We start from the raw sequence: 21,406 nt of genomic DNA on the forward strand, positions 1-21,406 counted from the left end.
CGCTTTCTGTCCTTTTCGTTACTGCGGATCGTAACTTTTTTCCATATAGCTTTTTCGTAATTGTCCACAGGCACCGTCTATATCACTGCCCATTTCCCTTCTAATAGTAACATTAATTCCGCATTTTTCAAGTTTTATTTTAAAATTCTCCACAGCCAGGTGCGTAGAACGCCGGTAAGAACGCTCCTTAATAGGGTTTACCGGGATCAGATTTACATGACAGTTAATGTCATGGATTCTGCTGCTAAGCTCCCTTGCGTCCTCATCACTGTCATTAACACCAGCCACAAGACTGTATTCAAAAGTAATTCTCCTGCCGGTTTCCTGAAAATAATTCCGACAGGCGTCCAGGACCTCATTCATGCTGTAGCGCTGTGCAACAGGCATAAGTTCCCGTCTCTTTTCATCATTTGGAGCATGCAGGGATAAGGCAAGAGTGATCTGCAGCTTTTCCTTTGCAAGCTCATAAATTTTCGGAACAATTCCGCAAGTGGATACGGTGATATTCCTCTGGCTGATGTTAAGACCGCCTTCATCAGAAAGCAGATGCACAAACCGTACAATATTATCGTAATTATCCATAGGCTCACCAGTTCCCATCACTACCACATTGGATACCCGCTCCCCGGTAATGCTTTGGATGCGGTAAATCTGATCCAGCATTTCGGAAGGAAGAAGGTTTCTGGTCCATCCGCCGATGGTGGAAGCACAGAAACGACAGCCCATTTTACAGCCAACCTGGGAAGAAATACACACAGAGTTTCCATGCTTATAGCGCATGAGAACACTCTCGATCACATTTCCATCAGAAAGCCGGAACAGATATTTTCTTGTGCCGTCAATAGCCGAAATCTGCTCGTCTACCATTTCCAGGGCTACAATGGGATAAGCTTTTAATTTTTCCTTTAATTTGCCTGGTATATTTCCCATCTCCTCATAGGAGGTTACCAGATGTTCATGAAGCCAGCTGTAAATCTGCTTTGCCCGAAAAGGCTTCTCTCCCAGTTCGGTCATGAGATTTTTCAGTTCTTCTTTGTTCATAGACTTAATGTCTGTCATATTTTTATTCCTATTTTCTTCTGAATTTTGCAATAAAGAATCCGTCTGTCTTATGTACTCCCGGAAGCAGCTGCAGATAGCCAAGAGCAGTTGTCTCTGAATGGAGCTCCTCTGGTAGATACGGATCCAGGCTTTCCAGCTTAAACGGATAATGGTTCAAAAACCACATCATATTTTCTTCGTTTTCTTCTTTTGCAATGGTGCAGGTACTGAAAACCAGCTCTCCCCTTGGCTTTACATAGTTGGCCGCCCGGTCCAGAATGGTTCTCTGTAAAATTACGATTTCATCCTGTTTCTGAGGGGTAACCCTGTATTTAATCTCTGGTTTCTTACCGATCACACCGTAGCCGGAACATGGCACATCTGCGATCACAATATCCGCCAGAAGTTCTGAATCCTGGTCAAAAACAGTGGCATCCTGCACTCTTGCCTGTACATTAATGGAATTGGTGCGCTGGATGTTCTCCTCGATCAGGTTTACCTTATACTGACTTACATCCCTGGCATCTACAGTTCCATAGCCTTCCATTTTGTCCCCCATGTGAAGGCTTTTTCCGCCTGGCGCAGCACACACATCAATGACATAATCTCCCTTTTTCGGATTCGCAATCTCTGCAACCAGCATGGAGCTTACATCCTGAACCACGATCTTACCTTTGATAAAGGCATCCAGAGCCAGGATATGGTTAAAATCGGAAATGCTGTACGCATAAGGCAAATATGGCGCAGATGTTACCTGGACCCCCTGACTCTCAAGGCTCTTTACAATTTCTTCCTTGGAATTCAGGTAAGTGCGGCATCTGATAGTAAGAGGATGTTCTGTAAGAAAATCAGCAAGGATTTTCTCTGTGGTCTCCTCCCCGTATGCTTCCAGCCATCTGTGCACCAGAACATCAGGCATGGAATATTTTACAGACAGATATTTCACAAGGTCATCCTCTTTTTTCGGGAACTGTACCTGATCCATTTCGCGGGCAATTGTGCGAAGAACACCGTTTACAAAAGGCTTCAGATTATAAAAGCCCTTTCTCTGCGCCAGCTTCACAGCCTCATTGCACACAGCGCTGTCTGGAACGCTGTCCATATATTTCAGCTGGTACACTGCACTTCTTAAGATTTCCCGGATAGCAGGCTTCATTTTATCCACCGTTACCTTAGAAAAGGAATTGATAATATAATCAATCTGGATCCGGTATTCCAGTGTTCCCTCGCAGACACGGGTAATAAATGCCCTGTCCTGTTTGGGAAGGAACTGGTATTTGGAAAGGGCATTGCGGATGGCCACATGGCTGTGCTCGCCTTCTTCAATTTCAAGCAAAATTTCCAGAATCATTTCCCTGGAATTAACTCCATTAATCATCCCGTCTTCTACCTCCGGAAAGTATGATCAGTCTCAGCAGCTGCAAAATGGAGGAAGCAAGAGCTGCCACATAAGTAAGAGCAGCTGCAGTAAGAACTTTTCTGGCGCCCTGATTTTCCTCATGGCTTAAGATGCCGGTGCTCTCCAGCATTTTTAAAGCTCTTGAGGATGCATTGAATTCCACCGGAAGTGTTACAAGCTGAAACAGAACGGCCAACGAAAACAGTACTATTCCCGCTGTAGTAAGAGCCGGTATGGAAAGGATCAGTCCCAGGACGAAAATCGGCCAGGAAAGGGAAGATCCAAGATTTGCCACCGGAACAATAGCTGAACGGATATTCAGCGGTGCATAGTTTACATTATGCTGGATGGCATGACCGCACTCATGAGCCGCTACACATACAGCAGCTACAGAGGTTCTTCCATATACATCCTGTGAAAGTGCAAGCTGCTTTGTTCGGGGATCATAGTGGTCTGTAAGGCTTCCGGAAACCGAAACGATGGTCACATCATAAATTCCGGCTGCACTTAAAATCTGCTGGGCTGTCTGGGCTCCCGTAAGACCTGAGTGGCTTCGCACCTGCTGATAACGTGCAAACGTACTTTTCATCTTTCCAGACGCGGCCAGTGCCAGTACCATTCCTATGATCAGCAACACATAAGTAGGATCAAAATAAAATCCATAAGGATATCCATATCCGTACATAAGATCACTCCTTTTTATCTGTGAATCTGCTTCCGGCTTCTATATGACATCCGCGAAGGAAGGCATCTGCATCCATTCTCTTCTTTCCTTCCAACTGTACCTGTGAAAGTACCAGAACATCCTCACCGCAAGCCACGTAAATTCCTTTTTTGTCTGTTTTTACTACTGTTCCAGGTTCTGCTGACTGTGCGTCCAGTTCCTCACTTTTTACTACAGAGCTCTCCCACACCTTCAAAGTCTTTCCATTCCAGAAAGTAAACGCACTTGGCCACGGATTCAAACCTCGAACCAGTCTCTCCAGTTCCACAGCGGACTTTCCAAAATTGATCAGTCCCATCTGCTTGGTGATCATACCCGCATATGGGGTGGGACTTTCCTCTGGCTGTTTCTCATAAACTGCTGTGCCATCAAAAATATGAGGCAGAGTCTCGATCAAAAGCTTTGCGCCGGCTTCTGCCAGCTTGTCAAACAGGCTTCCGCCTGTCTCATCAGCTGCAAGGGGCACTACGATTTTGGAAATCATATCTCCGGTATCAAGGCCAGTTCCCATTCTCATAATGGTAACACCAGATTCCTTTTCCCCGTCAATAACTGCCTGCTGGATCGGAGCGGCACCGCGGTATTTCGGAAGCAGGGAAGCATGGATGTTGATGCAGCCATATTTCGGAAGCTCCAGAATGCTCTTAGGGATAATCTGGCCAAAAGCAGCCACCACAATAATATCCGGATCCAGATTTTTCAGTTCCTGCAAAAATTCCGGATCACGTACCTTTACCGGCTGATAGACCGGGAAACCATGCTTCAAAGCTTCTTCCTTTACAGGAGTGGGAAGCATGGTCTTGCCTCTGCCCTTTGGCTTGTCTGGCTGGGTTACAACACCTGTCACCTCATAACCAGTCTCAGCCAGAGCGCGAAGAGGATTCACCGCAAAATCCGGTGTTCCCATATAAACAATTTTCATTTATTCCTCTTCCTCCTCGTTATCATAACTTACATGATGTAATTCACCTTCAACCAGACGAGTGTACATTTTTCCATCCAGGTGGTCGATCTCATGGCAGAAGGCCCTGGCAAGAAGTCCCTCACCCTCGTAGGTCTGCTCCTTCATATCCATATCAAGGGCTTTCACCTTCACATAATCTGGACGGGTAACCTGACCGGACATTCCCGGAACGCTTAAACAGCCTTCCTCACCAGTCTGCTCACCGGATGTCATAAGGATCTCCGGATTGATAAGAACAAGCGGACCGTCTCCGACATCGATCACAACGATTCTTTTTAAGATTCCCACCTGAGGAGCAGCAAGACCAACACCACATGCATCATACATGGTTTCCAGCATATCTCCTACCAGATCCTTTGTACGCTTGTCGATCTTTTCTACCGGTCTGCAGACCTTTTCCAAAACGGAATCTCCCTCTGTTCTGATTGTTCTAAGTGCCATCTTTGTGTTATCTCCTTTATCTTTGAATTAGGAAACACCAGTTATTACAAAGCTTTACAAAAACATTCTTCTATTTCTGGTATTTCACCTTATGAAAAATCAAATTGTATATAAACCTTTCTAAAGCCAGAATTGATCTCAATATATTTTTCCAGCCTGTCCTTGATCCGAACAAGCAGTTCATAATTCTCATGCTTCAGATAAAATACTCTTCTGTATACGTCCTTTACTTTTCCCACAGACGCCGGGGCGGGACCGATCACATGAAGATCTTTTCCCGGATATACTTTGCCTGTAAACAAAGCAAGATAATGCATTGCTGTTTCTAACAGCTTCTCATCCTCCGAAGAGCCAAGTACTGCCATCATATGCGCCGCAGGAGGGTAATCCATGAGAAGGCGGTAGCCCATCTCTTCTTCATAGAATTCCTCATAATCCTGCTTTGCCGCGGTCTGAATGCTGTAATGATCCGGACTGTAGGTCTGGATCAGCGCGTGCCCTTCCTTTTTTCCTCTTCCAGAACGCCCCACCGCCTGGGTAAGCAGCTGGAAAGTGCGCTCACCACTTCGGTAATCATCTGCATTCAGGGATAAATCTGCTGCGATCACTCCCACAAGAGTGACATCCGGAAAATCATGTCCTTTCACAATCATCTGGGTTCCGATCAGGACATCTGCCTCATGCCTGGAAAAAGCAGCCAGGATTTTCTCATAGCTTCCCTTTGCCCTGGTGGTGTCATAGTCCATCCGAAGGACTCCCGCACCGGGGAATTCATTTTCCACTATCTGCTGGATCTGCTGGGTTCCAGCCTTAAAACCTCCAATATAAGGGGAGGAACAGACCGGGCATTTGTCCGGCTTCATAGTTTCGTAGCCGCAATAGTGACAGATCAGCTTTCTCCCATTGTGCTCACTTAAAGAAACATCACAATGTGGACATTTCATCACATGACCGCAGGAACGGCAGGAAACAAAGCCCGCATACCCGCGGCGGTTAAGGAACAGCATGGCCTGCTCGCCCTTTTCCAGGCATTTTCCCAGATCTTCCCTTAGCTCCAGGCTAAGTGCAAGACGGTTTCCCTTCTTTAATTGTTCCCTCATATCAATAATTGATACTTTTGGAAGAGGCCTTTCTTCAAATCTGGCCGCCAGCTTTACAAGAGCGTATTCTCCTTCTTTTGCCCTGTAATAAGCTTCCATGGAAGGAGTGGCTGATCCAAGGAGCACCCTGGCCCCCTCCATTTCCGCCCTGTGTATAGCAGTCTCGCGGGCATGATACCTGGGACTGTTCTCACTTTTGTAAGAGGATTCATGTTCCTCATCAATAACGATTAGACCAAGATTTCCAAATGGAGTGAAAAGTGCGGAACGGGGACCTACCATTACCTGAAGCTTCCCTTGCTTTGCCCTTTTGAACTGGTCATACCGCTCTCCCTGGGAAAGCCTTGAGTTGATCACGGACACCTTATCTCCAAAGCGGCCATAAAATCGTCTGACGGTCTGATACGTCAGGGCAATTTCCGGGATCAGCACGATTGCCTGTCTGCCTTCCTTTAACACCCTGTCAATCAGTTCCATGTAAACTTCTGTTTTCCCACTTCCTGTAACGCCATGGATCAGAACAGGCCTTGGCTCAGGTTTTTCCCATTCTGCCAGGATCTGCTCCACAGCCTGTTTCTGGAGCTGGCTCAGCCCCGCGGGTTCTATATGGGGGATGCTTGCTGCATCTGCAATTGCACTTCTGTACACCTCATCTGAATCCACAGAAACAATCCCTTTTTCCTGAAAATAATGCAAAACAGAAGCATTGGTTCCAAGCTCTTTTCCTGCTAAGGCAGTCTCAAGCTTCCCATCTTCTGCCAAAAGAAGCGCCTCCAAAAGACGGGTACGGGCTTTGAATCTGGTGTTTTTCATCTCTTCCAAAAGCTTTTCCCCATCTTCCCTGGGAATGAGAAGAGTTATCCACCGTTTCTCCTGGGCTTTCACCTTTTTCTGGATGGGAAGAACCGTCTTTAAAGCCTGGATCATGGTAGATCCGTAATGCTCCCGCATCCACCCGGCCAGTGCGATCAGCCTGGACTCCGTAGTTTCCTGGTCATTCTGAATGCCGGCAATGGATTTGATCTGGATTCCTTTCACCTTTGGTTCCCCGGAAATCCCTACTACATATCCCTTGCGAAGCTGGTTTCCCCTTCCAAAAGGAATGGAAACCACCACTCCCACCTGTATCTCTTCCTTCAGATTCTCCGGAATAACATACTGGAAGCTTTTGTCCAGCTTCTCATGGGAAATATCTACAATAATATCTGCATATGTCATGTTTTACTTTCCAGCAAGAATATCCGCGATCAGGACACGCTCATCCATTGGATATTTTTTGCCTTTGATTTCCTGGTAATCTTCATGACCTTTACCAGCCAGTACCACAATGTCTCCAGGCTCACCGTGGTGGATTGCATAAGCGATTGCTTCCTTACGGTCTGGAATTTCCACATATTTGCCTTCTGTTTTCGCCATGCCAGCCTTGATATCATCAATAATGGCCTGTGGCTCCTCATCACGGGGATTATCAGAGGTAATGATCGTCAGATCTGCCAGACGTCCGGAAACCTCTCCCATCTCATAGCGGCGAAGCTTGGAGCGGTTTCCGCCGCATCCAAACAGGCATACCAGTCTGTGAGGATGGTACTCCCGCAATGTGGTAAGAAGGCTCTCCAGAGCCATTGCATTATGTGCATAATCAATCATCAATGTAAACTCATCAGATACCTTCACCATCTCAATGCGGCCTTTTACCCTGGCAACCTTCAGGGCCTTCAGGATATTCTCCTGTGAAACCTTGAAATGGCGGCAGATGGCAATGGCTGTAAGAGAATTGTAAATGCTGAATTTACCTGGAATATCGATTTCTACCGGGAAGTCCATAAGTCCCTTCAGATGATAGGAAATTCCAAGATATCCTTTTCCGCCAACCAGCTTTGCATCCTCAGCACGAAGATCTGCTTCTTTGGAAAAGCCGTAGGTCTCAAGGGTACAGGTATGGCCTTCTATAATTCTGTCAAAGTGCTCGTCATCACGGTTTACAATTCCCACGCGGCACTGCTTCAGCAGCATGGATTTGCATGCCAGATAATGGTCGAAATCCTTGTGCTCATTTGGTCCGATATGATCTGGTTCAATATTTGTGAAAATTCCAAAATCAAATACAAATCCCTGAGTACGGTGCAGCATCAGTCCCTGGGAAGAAACCTCCATAACCACGCAATCGCAGCCAGCTTCTACCATCTCATGGAAATATTCCTGAACCACATAGGACTCCGGTGTGGTGTTTGAGGCCGGGATCACCTTATCTCCAATGATCGCCTCAATGGTACCGATCAGGCCAACTTTATATCCGGCATTCTCCAGAATGGATTTTACCATATAGGTAGTGGTGGTCTTGCCTTTGGTTCCGGTAATTCCAATTGTTTTCAGTTTCTCTGCCGGATGTCCGAACCAGGCAGCTGCAATAAACGCCATTGCATATCTGGTATCTGCCACCTGAATAACGGTAACGTCAGAAGGTGCCGCAACCGCTTCTTCTACTACCAGTACCTTTGCACCCATTTTTACTACATCCGGAATAAATTTATGTCCGTCTACAACAGCTCCTCTGATACAGATGAACAGAGAACCTTCTGTTACTTTTCTGGAATCATAAATAACACCAGTGACGTCCTGCTCTGTGCTTCCCTGCACGCAGGTGTATTCTAACTTCTCTAATAAGGATGATAATTTCATAATATATGCCTCCCTATGTTTGGGCGTCGTTCATAAAAAGCAATCTTTAAGATTCCTTTTTGCAACAACGCATACTCTTTTATAGAATAGCACACACAGAATTTGTTTTCAATCTTTCCTTCTAAAAAACATCCGTCTGGCAGATACTGCGGAAAAGACGAAAGATAACAGGATCAACGCCTGGAACACCTCTTTCTGGGAATTGTCTCCGGTCTTTGGCGCTGTGGATGCAAACCTCCCACCGCCGTCACTTTCTCCACTTCCTGTGCCACCTCCATTGCCAGATGTCTCTTTCTTTTTCGACTCCACACGAATGGTCGCCTGATCCCGCACTGCGCTCTCCTCACCAGTTTCATCTGTTACCACAATGATCTGATTCACCAGATCCTGGTCTTCCAGATTTTCTGGAAGGATCACCCTGGCCTTTAAGTTCACACATCCTCCAGGCACAATTTCCGGGATCTTTGCCTGGGTTTTGCTTTTATTTAAAGTGACTCCTTCCTGCTCAAGAAACCTGGCTGTCACGCCAGCCAGCCCGAACCGTTCCGTGGTGATCACGGAATGAAGGGTTACCTCTCCTGTATTGTGAATGCTGATCTGATAGGTCACCGTATCCCCAGGGCTGGCATTTTCGCAGTCAGCAGTTTTTTTCACTGTAAACGCTGCCTTTTTAGGCTGCACCGTCAATTGTTGTTCTGCTGTGCGCTCTAAAGAAACAGGCTTCTCAGCTCTGGCCTGGGTTTCCAGGATCAGGTTTCCTTTCTGCCCGACAGTTGTATCCACATAAAAGGAAAGCGTCCGCCTCTCCCCAGGCGTGAGACTTTCCAATACAGCCCCACCTTCCGTTACTTCCAGACCAGGCTCTTTTTCCCACACTGGAGTTGTTTCCATTTCCTTCGCCTCAGACTGAAGAGAAATGCCATAGAATGGCACTTGTCCGTTATTGGTCAGGCTTACCTCCATATAAATCCGGTTTCCAGCAAAAAATGTCTCCTCCCGTGGACTCAATTCTATTTGAAAATCCATGTTGGCAGCTGGTATTTCCAGATTTTGCGAATTTGTTTTACACAAAATTTCCTTCTCATTTCTAACCTTTTTCATAATATAAATCCCGCCTCCATTTTCTTCTCCACTTAAGGCTCCATTTCCATGAAGGATGTCCTGGCAGGTGTAAATCACTGTTTTTTCCTTTGGAAAGCGGTATTCTTCACGTAATGTAACTGGAATTTCCAGCAGTTTCCCCTGTTCTCCTGGATTAATTTTCCAGCGAAATCCTGTAATACTGCTGGATCTGCCGTCCGCTGTCATTACAGGAAGTTCCTCTCTGAGACAGCCTTCTGGTATCGCAAATGCGGCTTCTGGCTGAAAATATTCCGAGAGCCAGACTACCAATTCATAAGAAGTGGGGTACTGCACACTTGCCACACTTTCCGCTTCAAGCGCTGCGTTATCTTCCCCATTTTCCATAACAGAAAAGTCCTCTGTCTGGTCCGAAAACCCATTCTGATCGTCCATTCCCTCTTCTTCCAGATTTCCATTGCTGCCATTTCCTGTCATATTTTCTTCTGGTTCTTCACCGCTGTGACTGGTATTTTCCCATACAAGACCCGCCAGGCCATCTGCTCTCACGGATATTTTCGCCTGAAACTTCTCCAAATCAGTCCATACTGCCTCCTGGAAAACCGTCACTCCACCTTCCATACCAAAAGCCTGTGCCATGGCAGGCTGCGCCGTACATCCAGCCAGGATTCCCGTCTGGGCAAGCAGGCAGGTTCCCACTGTCAGTATCTTTTTCCATATTCTTTTTCTCATTCTAACGTCTCCTTATCTGCCACAATTTTCCATCATTTTTCTTACAAAACAGGCCTGTCACCTATCCGTGACATCACCATATATGAAAATCACTCACTGACAGCACATGGGAACCACATCCTTTTTTACGCGAATCAATAACAGCGAACCTTGCACCAGTCCTGCTGTACTTCGCACTTACAAAAAAAGCGTACAAAACGCCCCTATCTACAAGTCACCTTCTAAAAAATGGGTTATCTTGCGCCGAATCGGCGCGGTAGAAATTCTCTCCTGCAGAATGCAGAAATAAGATAAAGATACTTTACCACACTTGGTTCTTAAATGCAAGAAAGTGTCAGATTTTATTTTCATTTCATATATTTTCGATTTCTTTTAGATTTGGGACACATTTTTCTCACAAATTGCCGATATAATAGGTCTCGGATAGATGAAAAACCACTCTCTATCTCCCCCCCTCAAAAAATATAGGAAATAAGCCGTCTGCCCACGCAGATGGCTTTTCCTGTTTCCAGGAATTTTCTGGTTACGATCCGCCCTTCACAGCAACACTTTTCTATTGCAATTCCCCCCCTTAGCTTTTATAATGGAAGATATTACATAAGGATGTCCGGAGGGGATTCTCTCTGATATCCGCATTATATTCTTGACAGAAACGAGGTATCTCCTATGAGTGAAAAAATCGTAGTAGTTGCATTAGGCCACAGAGCTCTCGGTACCACACTTCCAGAGCAGAAAGTAGCCACGAAAGCCGCAGCAAAGGCAATCGCAGATCTTGTTGAAGAAGGTGCTAAAGTGGTAATCTCCCACAGCAATGGCCCACAGATCGGCATGATCCACACTGCAATGAATGAATTTGGAAAAACACACCCGGATTACACATTTGCTCCTATGTCTGTCTGCTCCGCAATGAGCCAGGGCTACATTGGTTATGACCTTCAGAATGCCATCCGCACAGAATTCATCAACCGCGGAATTTACAAACCGGTTGCCACTGTTCTTACCCAGACCGTCATTGATCCGTACGATGACGCTTTTGCAGATCCGGAGAAGATCATCGGCCGTGTTCTCACAGAAGAAGAGGCAGAAGCCGAAGAAGAGAAGGGAAACTTCATTACAAAGGTGGCAGAAGGTGGATACAGACGTATCGTAGCAGCTCCTAAGCCACAGAAGATCGTAGAGATCGAGACCGTACGTGCACTCCTGAATGCCGATCAGGTAGTAATCGCAGCTGGCGGCGGCGGAATCCCGGTACTGGAGCAGGGCATCAATCTTCACGGTGCAAGTGCCATCATTGAGAAGGACCTTGCTGCAGGACTTCTTGCAGAAGAGTTAAATGCAGATACCCTTCTGATCCTCACAAGTGTAGAGAATGTAAGCCTGAACCACGGTCAGGCAGATGAGCAGAAGCTTGGCAGCATCACTGTCGCTGACGCTAAGAAGTATATCGAAGAGAACCAGTTTGCATCCGGCTCCATGCTTCCGAAAATTGAAGCAGGTATCTCCTTTATTGAAAAAGGTGAGGGACGCACTGCTGTTATCACAGATATGGCTCACGCCAAAGAGGGATACGAAGGAAAAACAGGAACTACCATTCACTAATCATATAAGATACGTAGTCCCATAGCAGTTAACTTTTTCCCTAAATCAAAGCACATAAAAGGAACCTCTGACCGAACATTTTATTCGGATAAGGTTCCTTTTTTATTTTTCTTTACATCTGTGGATCACAGACCCAATGTCCACTTTCCTGGAGTTTTTATATCCTGTAATGCTCTTTTCTCTTCCCAATGCGGAATTTCCCGTACAGTTTCCAGATTCCCCATACAACTCCATAGCAGATGGAAAACTGGAGCATGTACATAATATAGATCACAGGCGGTGAAATCTTCTCTTCCTTAATCTTAACCCCCACCCGCTCTGCCAGGGCTTCTGCCTCTGCCTGATCTGCATCTTCCAGCGCATACCATTCGCTTCCCTGCTCCTGCTCATTATAGAGCAGAACCATATAGGAACCGTTGATACATTCCATATCATTGACCAGCTCTTCAGCTGCATATTGATCCAGTTCCTCCATTGTCACGGTTTTCTCAGGATGCATAGACTTCCAGGAAATCCAGGTAAATACAATGGCGATCACCGCAATGGTTCCAAACACCAATGCCCATTTTTTCCTGCTTCCCGCTTTCTTCTCTTCTTCTGTCATTCTCTTGTCTGCCTTTCCTTATCTTGCTGTGAGCAGTAATGCACTGTCCTCTGACTCTGCATTTATAATTCCGATAAAGTCCCCTTCTTTCAGGGTGATCTTATTCTCCAGGCCTTCTGACACTGTCATAGTTCCGGTTTCCCCATCTTCTCCCATGATCATAAAACTTACAAAGCCATTGTCACAGGATGCAATATAATAGCCCGGCACAATGCCGTCTTCCAAATCTTTCCCAACTTCCAGCACATCTCCCGATCTCATTTCATAGGAAACTGCAGAAGCATCAGAACCAAATATTCCGTCCAGAGATTCTTCAAGGACTGGCGCTAAATCATCTCTCAGTGTATCCCATAGCTCCGGTACAACAGAGAAAATAACCACGATCATGATCAGCCAGCCAAGAAGAGAACCTTTTTTCTTCTTCACAGGCTTCTGTGTATAAACACCGCCTTTTTTATTTGCAGTATTATACGCACTTGTGGTTGCCTGCCTGTTCTGGGAGGTATAACTGCTGGCAGCAGCCTGTCTGTTCGAAGCCGTATAACTGCTGGCAGCGCTCTTATTCCCCGGCTTCGCTGCCGAGGCCCCTTTATATGTACTTCCGTTTCCCTTATTGGAACCACTTCCAGTCAACGGCTTATAACCGCTTCCAGTATTGATTCCACCAGTTTTCTGTCCATATTTATTTCCTGTGCCCACAGTTCCCGCAGTCCCAGACTTATAGTTTTTCCCAGCTGCATTTCCTGGCTTCTTATCCCCCAGCGGAATCTCCTCCTGGCGCATGATTGCCCGCGCCCTGCTGGTGGCATGACGGTAATGGTCACTTCTGTTCTCATTCAGATGGTACAAAGTCTCATCATTTCTATATGGCATTCCACACAGCCTGCATCTGCCATTCACAACAGGTCCATCACAGACCTGGCACCGTTTTCTCTCCATAGGCGTCCTCCCGATTCTCGAATCCCCTGCTTCACAGCTTAACAGGGCAAAATCCTTGCTCTCTTTATCTTTTATTGTAACTTTTTTATATATTTCTTGCAAGGTGTAAATTGCCAAGCGGTTAAATACCTGTTATAATAAATCGAGATTGTTGCTGCACACATCCCCGAAGCTCCATTTCGTGGAATCATAATTGTGGACAGTAACCAGAGATCACCAAATCAACAAGGAGGATTCCCATGGAACAATTGAAAATTCCTATGGGCTATCATGCAGACCTTAATCTTCATGATACTCAGGTAGCAATTAAAACTGTTAAAGACTTTTTCCAGCAGACACTTGCACAGAAGCTGAACCTTCTGCGTGTCTCCGCGCCTATATTTGTAGACCCAGATTCCGGCCTCAATGATAACTTAAACGGAGTGGAGCGTCCGGTAAGCTTTGACATTAAGGGCATGGAAGGTGACGCCGAGATCGTACACTCCCTTGCCAAATGGAAACGTTATGCACTTAAGAAATATGGTTTCTCTGTAGGAGAGGGCTTATATACCGACATGGTTGCCATCCGCCGCGACGAAGATGTGGACAACATCCACTCCATCTACGTTGACCAGTGGGACTGGGAGAAGATCATCACCAAGGAAGAGCGAAACGTAGAGACTCTGATCAACACTGTCCGCGCCATCTACAGTGTTCTTCGCAAAACTGAGAAATACATGGCAGTCCAGTACGACTACATAGAAGAAATTCTTCCAAGAGAAATCGCATTCGTCTCTACAGAAGAGCTTGTAGGCATGTATCCGGACCTTACGCCGAAGGAAAGAGAATACAAGATTGTTAAAGAAAAGGGTGCCGTTTTCCTTATGCAGGTAGGTAAGAAGCTGACAAACGGCGAGCGCCACGACGGACGTGCCCCGGACTATGATGACTGGGAATTAAACGGCGATATTCTGGTATACTATCCTGTACTGGACATTGCCCTTGAACTTTCCTCCATGGGTATCCGTGTAGACGAGACAGCACTTGACAAGCAGCTTACAGAAGCAGGCTGTGATGACCGCAGAGAGCTTCCATTCCAGAAGGCAATTCTGAATAAAGAGCTTCCATACACCATCGGCGGCGGAATCGGCCAGTCCCGTATCTGTATGTTTTTCCTGCGCAAGGCTCACATCGGAGAAGTTCACGTTTCCCTGTGGCCGGAAGAAATGCAGAAGGAAGCAGCCAAAGGCGGTATTCCGCTTCTGTAAAATCAACCCAGCACGAAACGAGGGATTAAATTGAATATACTTTTTTTCTTAACACCGAAAAGTGATATAGCCTATATCTTTGAGAATGAAACCTTAAGACAGACTCTTGAGAAAATGGAGCACCGGAAATTTTCCTGTATTCCTATTCTGAATCCGGATGGAAAATATGTAGGCACTATTTCAGAAGGGGACCTGCTCTGGGGAATGAAGAATCTGAACATTACAGATATGAAAACAGCTGAGGAGGTCCCGGTTATGGCCATCTCCAGAAGAGCCACCTATAAACCTGTTCATGTTGACTGCGACATGGAGGATCTTCTGGACCGCGCCATTAATCAGAACTTTGTACCGGTTATTGATGACCAGGATCACTTTATCGGAATTGTGACCAGAAAAGAAATTATCAAATATTGCTATAAGGAAATGCAGAAAAACACATAAAATTTATTTGGCAGCTGCTGTATAAAAGAAATTGTAATTTTACAACCACTTATATAGCAGCTGCCTATATTTTATATAAAACCCGCCACAAATTTTCTCAAAGAAAAGACAGCCCCTACCACGTTCAAATCTGTGATAAAAGCTGTCTCTTTTTTACAATCCAACCTGTCGATCACAGGTTCGCTTATTTTTCCCTTTACAAAACCTTTGACAAAAACTCCTTCAATCGCGGATTCTGCGGATTTTCAAAAAATTCCTTTGGCGCATTCTGCTCCTGGATCTTGCCGTCATCAATAAATAAGACTCTGGTTGCAACCTCTCTTGCAAATCCCATCTCGTGGGTAACCACAACCATGGTCATACCACTCTTTGCAAGCTCTTTCATCAGCTCCAGAACCTCACCTACCATCTCCGGATCCAGTGCGGAAGTAGGCTCATCAAAAAGCATCACATCCGGATTCATGGCAAGGGATCTTGCAATAGCAATACGCTGCTTCTGACCACCGGAAAGCATATCCGGATAAGCATCCGCCTTATCTGGAAGACCAACTCGTGCAAGGAGCTCGTCTGCACGCCTGGAAGCCTCTTCCTTTGTCATCAGCTTCAGGGCAACCGGTGCCATCATAATATTCTGCTTCACAGTCTTATGCGGAAACAGGTTAAATTGCTGGAAAACCATTCCGATTTTCTGGCGGTGACGATTTATGTCAACCTTAGGATCTGTAATATCAGTTCCCTCAAACAGGATCTTGCCTCCTGTAGGCACCTCCAAAAGGTTCAGGGAACGAAGGAAGGTAGATTTACCGGAACCAGATGGTCCGATAATGGCCACAACCTCGCCCTGGCAGATATCTGTGGAAATTCCATCCAGTACCTGATTGGATCCAAAGGCTTTTTTCAGATCCTGTACCTGGATCAAAACTTTGTTCTTATCAACGCTCACTGGTTCTCAGTCTCCTCTCCAGTTTATTCATAAAGAAGGTCAGCACCATGACCACAATCAGATAAATTGCCGCTGCTGCCAGAAGAGGCATAAATGCATTATAGGTACGGCTCTGGATCAGCATTGCTCCCTTTGTCAGGTCCATCATTCCGATATAACCGATGATGGAAGTCTCCTTGATCAGCACGATAAACTCATTTACCAGTGCAGGAAGTACGTTCTTAAAAGCCTGTGGAATAATGATCAGGCGCATGGTCTGGGTAAAATTAAGTCCCAGGCTTCGTCCGGCCTCAGTCTGTCCCTGGTCAATGGACATGATTCCGGAACGAACGATCTCAGCCACATAAGCACCAGAGTTAATACCAAACGCCAGACTTCCTACCAGAATCTCATTCACACTCACAGAACCAAACACAACGAAGTTCATGATCAAAAGCTGGATCACAGTAGGTGTTCCACGGATCACAGTCAGATAAACCTTACAGATAGCATTGGCAATTTTGAAATTTCCTGATTTATCATGGGAAGAACGGATGATTGCCACAAGAAAGCCGATACAGATACCGATGAGCAGGGCGAAAACTGTGATGATCATGGTATTTTTCAGACCATCCAGCAGCCAGGTGTATCTGTCATCTTTTATAAAATTGATGTAAAAATCGTGTCCAAATTTTTCAAACATATTTTTTCCCTTTTTATCCTGATATCTTTATAATGCAGCCTTGAGCATGTTTGAAAAAGCATTTCTGCTTATGCATGCATTATAGGAAAAGCTGTCGGAAAAACACTGGCTGTCTGATGCAACTCAGTCAGCCAGTACCAGGTTCCGGCAGCTTATACTTTGTTCTTTCTATCAGTCAGCTTTTACAATGATAACCTGGCTTGCGTTTGCATAGGTATCTGTGAAATCAACGCTCTCCAGACGATCCTCTGTAACAGTCATTCCGGCAGCACCGAAATCAGCTTTTCCAGACTGTACAGCAGCAAGGATTGCGTCAAACTCCATATCATCGATCTCAAGCTCATATCCAAGCTTATCGCAGATAGCCTGTGCAATATCAGCGTCGATACCAACGATGGTATCGCCTTCACGATACTCATATGGCTCGAACTCAGCGTTTGTAGCCATTACAAGAGTTCCGTTGGAACGGTCTACATCTTCCGGGGACTCATATGGTGTCTCACCGATGTTATCACCGATATAGTTGTTCATGATATCATCAACAGTTCCGTCTTCTTTCAGCTCGTCTAATGCACCATTGATCTTGTCAAGAAGCTCATCATTGCCTTTCTTCAGGCAGATTGCATACTCTTCTTCTACAAATGGCTCGTCCAGGATCTTCAGTCCGTCAGCATTCTCAACGAATTTCTGGGCTGGCTGAGAATCAATGATCACACAGTCGATCTGACCTGTCATAAGTGCCTGGATAGCTTCGCTTCCTTTGCTGTAACGCTTAACAGTTGCACCATCAGCCTCATATTCACTTGCTTCGATGTCACCAGTTGTACCAAGCTGTACACCGATTGTTGCGTTCTTAAGGTCATCCTTAGTCTCAACAGTTGCAGCAGATACGCCCGCTGTCATGGAAACTGCCATTACTGTGCCAAGTGCAAGAGCTACTAATTTTTTCATATTCTCTTCCTCCTCTTAATTTCATATGCGAAAAACACTTCTCATCCCCTACGCCAGCACGTCGTAACACATGCTGTGGCAGCGACATAATTATTCATGCTTTCTGCATATTCATTCATCTATCTTTTCCCCATTTTAACAGCTTTTCTGAAAAATGCAAGACTTTCCATAAGATTCCTTATTTTTTGATCTTGATTTTCTTGGCTGCACTGTATGAACCGTATACTTTTTTGCCTTTGGAGTCTTTTTTATAGGCTCTTACTTTTACATAATAAGTCTTATTTTTCTTAAGTCCGCTCAAAATCAGGCTGGTCTTGGAAGTAGTTTTTTTCTTTGCTCCTGAGAATTTGGAGTTCGTTGCATAGGATACCTGATACCCAGCTGCGCCACTGATCTTCTTAATAGAAACCAGACATTTTTTTCCTTTTTTATTGGTAAGTCTGTTAAGCTTTCCCTTTGCAGGAGCTTTGACCTTCTTTGTTTTCCCACCAGTTACAGTAATGGTCTTGGTTACGCTCTTTGCCTTATAACCGTCAAAATACATGGTGATCTTGGCTTTTCCAGCTTTAACCGCCTTTATTTTTCCATTTTGTACGGTACATACGGAATTATCAGAGGAAACGGCAATAGCACCAGAATTTTTCAGCTCTGTTCCACCCCATATGGTTTTAAAGGTTGTGGTTTCTCCAACTTTTAAGCTTGTTTTTGCAAGACTAAAGGAAGCTGCCTGAGACACCAGTCCACTGGCAGTCAGCACTTTGCGGGTACTTGTTTTGTTCGAATAAGAGCTGGCGTTTGCTGTACTTCCGCCTCCGGTTCCAAAACACTGTACCCACAAATATACTCCATTTACATTTACACATCCAATTCCAATTGTTTTAAATGAGGCATTCAGTATATTCTGCCTATGCCCGGTTGAATTCATCCAGCCTTTTACTACAGATGACGGCGAGGTCTGTCCTGCTGCGATATTTTCACCCGACATTAAAGAATTGGCAGTAAAACAGTCACTTCCACTTGGTCTTGTATGATCAAAATACAAGGCACACTCATAGCTTCTGAGCATGGCCGTCTCCAAAAGACTTTTCTCCATAGTCAGAGGCGCTGCTCCCACTTTCTTTCGCTCTTTATTCACCAGCGTCAGCACTTCAAAGGCATACTTATAATTTTCTGTTCCGGTTACGCCAACTTTTACTCCTGCCACAATGGTTCCGTCTTCCTGCTGATGAATGCCGGCATTCTGGAAGGTGATCTTTGTATTGGAGCCAAATGCATCGCTGGCAATTTGGTTCAGGGAGGAAGGTAGCGTTATACTTGCCAGGCTTTGGCAGCCTGAAAAAGCTTCACTTCCAATTGTTGTAATTCCATTTGCCAGTGTAACCTTAGACAGTTTTTCTGCACCGCTTGCAAAGCCTTCCGGAATCGTATCAACTCCTGCTGCAACTGTAAGAGAAGTTAAATTTCCAGCATTCATAAAGGTATAGGTTCCCAGCGTTTTTACATTTCCAGGAATTTCAACAGAACTAAGACTTGAATATGCAAAAGCTGCCATCTCGATCTTCGTCACATCTCCTGGGATTTTGTAGGAGCCCGTTCTTCCAGCCGGATACTGAAACAGTGTTTTTCCTCCATCTGCATAGAGAACCCCATCCTTTGAAATATACTTACCATTTCCATTTACCTGTATGTTCTGAAGCAGCGGCATTCCAAGCAGACTGTTTCCCGGATTCAGATAAGTAACCGTAGATGGTAAAACCAGATTTCGGATCGCTGTTCCATAAAATGCACCGTAATAAATTTCTTTCATATTATTTCCAAGAGAAATCTCTGTCAGAGCATTATCATTGGCAAAAACCAGCGGTCCTACATACTGAACGCTGTCACTGAAAACAGCTTTTGTCAATCTCGGCAGATTGGAGAAGGCTGCATATCCGATCAGGGAAACGCCATCCTTAACAACAACTTCATTGATGCTGTATGCATAATTTTCCCATGGCTGAAGAACCACACCATCTTTTAATTCGGTATCCTCATCACCTTCTACTACAAAATCATACATATTTCCAGTACCTTCAATGGTCAGTACACCATTTTCCAGGCTCCAGGTAACATTTGCACCACATTTTCCACCAGATGCATCCGCTTCTGTCAGGCCATCCGTTTCTCCCTCTTCTTCATCTGCACCAAAGAACCCCTCTTCATCGGTAATTATTTCTGTGGAATCTCCTGATGAAAAATCAGACAAATCCAATTCCCCGTTGTTGTCTTTTAACAGCAGGTCAGGATCAGACTCTGTCCAGGAAGCTTCCGGGGTTGAGTTAATCTGGCTGTCATTCTCCGAAGAATTCTCATTCTCATTTGGCTCTGGAACAGCATCTGGAGTATCCCTGTCTATTGATCCATCCTCCGTTTCTTTCCCCGCATCTGTATTCTCGTTTACCTGCTCCAGATCACCTTTTGTACTGCTTTCTTCAAACCCGGAACTGTTCTCCTGACTTTCTTGGTTGGATTGGTTTTCTTGATTTTCACTGTAAAATCCATCTGAAAAATCTTCCGCGTAAATCACTGCAGGCTCTGCTGCCATGGCTGCGCAAAGAGCTGCTGCCATTACTTTCGACAGCCATAAGTGTTTCTTTTTCATAGACCTTTTCCTCCCTTGACAAGTTCTCTCTTTTTGCATATTTCCCTGCTAATGCATTCTTATATATGCTGATATAGAAATTATAAATTTCAAAAATTTCTTTGTCAATATCTGGAAAAATTCACTTTTTGATAACAGATCTGTGGTATGATATGATTTGTGTGGAGTAGAAATAATGAAAATTTAAGGCGTTTACCGCCGAGGAGGTATCTTATGAAATTTACAAAAATGCATGGTATCGGCAACGATTATGTATATGTGAACTGTTTTAAAGAAACTGTGAAGGATCCGTCAGCTGTTGCAAAGTTTGTAAGCGACAGACATTTTGGAATTGGTTCTGACGGATTGATTCTGATCAAACCATCTGATATTGCAGACTGTGAGATGGACATGTATAACCTGGATGGGTCCCAGGGTGCTATGTGTGGAAATGGGATCCGTTGTGTAGCCAAATATGCCTATGATTACGGCATTGTGAATAAGACCAGCATCAGCGTAGCCACCAAAAGTGGCGTAAAGTATCTGGACCTTTCCATTCGTGATGGTAAGGTGAGCATGGTAAAGGTAAATATGGGGACTCCCATTCTTCAGGCTTCTTTGATCCCGGTTGTTGCCCAGACCGAGCAGGTGATCAATGCTCCTATTGAAGTGGACGGACAGACTTATCGGTTCACGGCAGTTTCTATGGGAAATCCTCATGCTATTGTTTATATGGATGAGGTAGATGGACTGGAGATTGAGAAGATCGGACCTTCTTTTGAAACGCATGTGAATTTCCCGGACCGTGTGAATACGGAGTTTGTGAAGGTGATCGACAGACATACGGTTCAGATGAGAGTCTGGGAGCGGGGATCCGGAGAGACACTGGCTTGTGGAACAGGAGCTTGTGCAGTGGCTGTGGCTTCTATTCTCAATGGGCTTGTGGACAGGGATCAGCCGGTTACAGTGAAGCTGCTGGGCGGAGATCTGAATATTCTCTGGGATGAGAATGACGACCAGGTTTATATGACGGGACCGGCTGCGACAGTATTTGACGGGGAGATTGATTTAGCGTTTCTTGGAGAGTAACCTGTTCATTTGCTATTTTGTGGGTTGGTCGTTACCCCGTACGCGATTTCACAATGTATATTCACCGCCGCGCGGAGCAACGTTCCGGCAAGCTAGCTGGTAACTACGACTAAGGCGCTCGGGAGAGCCCT

At 45.3% G+C, this 21,406-nt stretch carries 18 protein-coding genes; 4 read left to right on the plus strand and 14 right to left on the minus strand.

The genetic code is table 11. The annotated features are described in order from the left end of the window. Positions 1-18 precede the first annotated feature (18 nt). The 8 genes from rlmN to LIQ05_RS01415 all read right to left on the minus strand — a co-directional run bounded on the left by rlmN (position 19) and on the right by LIQ05_RS01415 (position 10,160). Complete coding sequence (gene rlmN / locus LIQ05_RS01380) at positions 19-1,059, minus strand: 23S rRNA (adenine(2503)-C(2))-methyltransferase RlmN (RefSeq protein WP_226818031.1); 1,041 nt, start codon at positions 1,057-1,059, stop codon at positions 19-21. 10 nt (positions 1,060-1,069) lie between these two features. Further along, positions 1,070-2,419, minus strand: a complete 1,350-nt coding sequence (gene rsmB / locus LIQ05_RS01385; RefSeq protein WP_226818032.1) for a 16S rRNA (cytosine(967)-C(5))-methyltransferase RsmB — start codon at positions 2,417-2,419, stop codon at positions 1,070-1,072. Then, complete coding sequence (locus LIQ05_RS01390; protein ID WP_226818033.1) at positions 2,412-3,125, minus strand: zinc metallopeptidase; 714 nt, start codon at positions 3,123-3,125, stop codon at positions 2,412-2,414. The genes rsmB and LIQ05_RS01390 overlap by 8 nt, the downstream gene beginning before the upstream one ends. A gap of 4 nt (positions 3,126-3,129) precedes the next feature. Then, complete coding sequence (gene fmt / locus LIQ05_RS01395) at positions 3,130-4,086, minus strand: methionyl-tRNA formyltransferase (protein WP_226818034.1); 957 nt, start codon at positions 4,084-4,086, stop codon at positions 3,130-3,132. Beyond that, the gene (gene def / locus LIQ05_RS01400) at positions 4,087-4,569 is read right to left on the minus strand and encodes a peptide deformylase (protein WP_226818035.1); all 483 of its coding nucleotides are present in this window, start codon (positions 4,567-4,569) and stop codon (positions 4,087-4,089) included. An 89-nt stretch (positions 4,570-4,658) separates the two neighbouring features. Then, positions 4,659-6,887, minus strand: coding sequence for a replication restart helicase PriA (gene priA / locus LIQ05_RS01405; RefSeq protein WP_226818036.1), 2,229 nt, complete (start codon positions 6,885-6,887; stop codon positions 4,659-4,661). Between the two features lie 3 nt (positions 6,888-6,890). After that, a complete protein-coding gene (locus LIQ05_RS01410) occupies positions 6,891-8,348 on the minus strand; it encodes a UDP-N-acetylmuramoyl-L-alanyl-D-glutamate--2,6-diaminopimelate ligase (RefSeq protein WP_226818037.1) in 1,458 nt (485 codons plus the stop codon). Positions 8,349-8,456: 108 nt separating this feature from the next. Continuing rightward, the gene (locus tag LIQ05_RS01415) at positions 8,457-10,160 is read right to left on the minus strand and encodes a DUF7507 domain-containing protein (RefSeq protein ID WP_226818038.1); all 1,704 of its coding nucleotides are present in this window, start codon (positions 10,158-10,160) and stop codon (positions 8,457-8,459) included. 666 nt (positions 10,161-10,826) lie between these two features. On the opposite strand from LIQ05_RS01415, the gene arcC reads away from it, so the two are divergent. Then, positions 10,827-11,759, plus strand: coding sequence for a carbamate kinase (gene arcC, locus LIQ05_RS01420; protein WP_226818039.1), 933 nt, complete (start codon positions 10,827-10,829; stop codon positions 11,757-11,759). Between the two features lie 157 nt (positions 11,760-11,916). Here arcC and LIQ05_RS01425 read toward each other — a convergent pair whose 3' ends face one another. Continuing rightward, a complete protein-coding gene (locus LIQ05_RS01425) occupies positions 11,917-12,363 on the minus strand; it encodes a hypothetical protein (RefSeq protein WP_226818040.1) in 447 nt (148 codons plus the stop codon). An 18-nt stretch (positions 12,364-12,381) separates the two neighbouring features. Then, positions 12,382-13,302 carry a hypothetical protein gene (locus tag LIQ05_RS01430; protein ID WP_226818041.1) on the minus strand — a complete coding sequence of 307 codons (921 nt, stop codon included), beginning with the start codon at positions 13,300-13,302 and terminating at the stop codon, positions 12,382-12,384. 239 nt (positions 13,303-13,541) lie between these two features. Between LIQ05_RS01430 and asnA the strand changes: the two genes are divergently transcribed. Further along, positions 13,542-14,549, plus strand: coding sequence for an aspartate--ammonia ligase (asnA, locus tag LIQ05_RS01435; RefSeq protein ID WP_226818042.1), 1,008 nt, complete (start codon positions 13,542-13,544; stop codon positions 14,547-14,549). 30 nt (positions 14,550-14,579) lie between these two features. Next, positions 14,580-14,990: a CBS domain-containing protein gene (locus LIQ05_RS01440; RefSeq protein WP_226818043.1), complete on the plus strand. Its 411-nt coding sequence runs from the start codon at positions 14,580-14,582 to the stop codon at positions 14,988-14,990. Positions 14,991-15,186: 196 nt separating this feature from the next. Here LIQ05_RS01440 and LIQ05_RS01445 read toward each other — a convergent pair whose 3' ends face one another. From LIQ05_RS01445 to LIQ05_RS01460, 4 genes are all read right to left on the minus strand, one after another. Then, entirely contained in the window at positions 15,187-15,933 is a 747-nt protein-coding gene (locus LIQ05_RS01445) for an amino acid ABC transporter ATP-binding protein (protein WP_330633925.1), read from the minus strand. Then, entirely contained in the window at positions 15,923-16,615 is a 693-nt protein-coding gene (locus LIQ05_RS01450; protein WP_021925337.1) for an amino acid ABC transporter permease, read from the minus strand. Before LIQ05_RS01450 ends, LIQ05_RS01445 begins: the two co-directional genes overlap by 11 nt. Positions 16,616-16,786: 171 nt before the next feature. After that, the gene (locus LIQ05_RS01455) at positions 16,787-17,566 is read right to left on the minus strand and encodes a transporter substrate-binding domain-containing protein (protein ID WP_226818044.1); all 780 of its coding nucleotides are present in this window, start codon (positions 17,564-17,566) and stop codon (positions 16,787-16,789) included. A 178-nt stretch (positions 17,567-17,744) separates the two neighbouring features. Then, positions 17,745-20,207 (minus strand): leucine-rich repeat protein, encoded by a 2,463-nt coding sequence (locus LIQ05_RS01460; RefSeq protein WP_226818045.1) that lies wholly within the window; start codon positions 20,205-20,207, stop codon positions 17,745-17,747. A gap of 213 nt (positions 20,208-20,420) precedes the next feature. Here LIQ05_RS01460 and dapF point away from each other — a divergent pair, with 213 nt between their 5' ends. Beyond that, positions 20,421-21,275: a diaminopimelate epimerase gene (gene dapF, locus LIQ05_RS01465; protein WP_226818046.1), complete on the plus strand. Its 855-nt coding sequence runs from the start codon at positions 20,421-20,423 to the stop codon at positions 21,273-21,275. Positions 21,276-21,406: the final 131 nt, after the last annotated feature.

Source organism: Blautia glucerasea (genome assembly GCF_020537505.1).
In the GTDB taxonomy this organism is placed as follows: domain Bacteria; phylum Bacillota; class Clostridia; order Lachnospirales; family Lachnospiraceae; genus Blautia_A.

Bases quoted from the DNA above. Each gene is read 5' to 3' on its own strand.
- rlmN (WP_226818031.1), bottom strand. From the start codon at position 1,059: ATGACAGACATTAAGTCTATGAACAAAGAAGAACTGAAAAATCTCATG.
- rsmB (WP_226818032.1), bottom strand. From the start codon at position 2,419: ATGATTAATGGAGTTAATTCCAGGGAAATGATTCTGGAAATTTTGCTT.
- LIQ05_RS01390 (WP_226818033.1), bottom strand. From the start codon at position 3,125: ATGTACGGATATGGATATCCTTATGGATTTTATTTTGATCCTACTTAT.
- fmt (WP_226818034.1), bottom strand. From the start codon at position 4,086: ATGAAAATTGTTTATATGGGAACACCGGATTTTGCGGTGAATCCTCTT.
- def (WP_226818035.1), bottom strand. From the start codon at position 4,569: ATGGCACTTAGAACAATCAGAACAGAGGGAGATTCCGTTTTGGAAAAG.
- priA (WP_226818036.1), bottom strand. From the start codon at position 6,887: ATGACATATGCAGATATTATTGTAGATATTTCCCATGAGAAGCTGGAC.
- LIQ05_RS01410 (WP_226818037.1), bottom strand. From the start codon at position 8,348: ATGAAATTATCATCCTTATTAGAGAAGTTAGAATACACCTGCGTGCAG.
- LIQ05_RS01415 (WP_226818038.1), bottom strand. From the start codon at position 10,160: ATGAGAAAAAGAATATGGAAAAAGATACTGACAGTGGGAACCTGCCTG.
- arcC (WP_226818039.1), top strand. From the start codon at position 10,827: ATGAGTGAAAAAATCGTAGTAGTTGCATTAGGCCACAGAGCTCTCGGT.
- LIQ05_RS01425 (WP_226818040.1), bottom strand. From the start codon at position 12,363: ATGACAGAAGAAGAGAAGAAAGCGGGAAGCAGGAAAAAATGGGCATTG.
- LIQ05_RS01430 (WP_226818041.1), bottom strand. From the start codon at position 13,302: ATGGAGAGAAAACGGTGCCAGGTCTGTGATGGACCTGTTGTGAATGGC.
- asnA (WP_226818042.1), top strand. From the start codon at position 13,542: ATGGAACAATTGAAAATTCCTATGGGCTATCATGCAGACCTTAATCTT.
- LIQ05_RS01450 (WP_021925337.1), bottom strand. From the start codon at position 16,615: ATGTTTGAAAAATTTGGACACGATTTTTACATCAATTTTATAAAAGAT.
- LIQ05_RS01455 (WP_226818044.1), bottom strand. From the start codon at position 17,566: ATGAAAAAATTAGTAGCTCTTGCACTTGGCACAGTAATGGCAGTTTCC.
- LIQ05_RS01460 (WP_226818045.1), bottom strand. From the start codon at position 20,207: ATGAAAAAGAAACACTTATGGCTGTCGAAAGTAATGGCAGCAGCTCTT.
- dapF (WP_226818046.1), top strand. From the start codon at position 20,421: ATGAAATTTACAAAAATGCATGGTATCGGCAACGATTATGTATATGTG.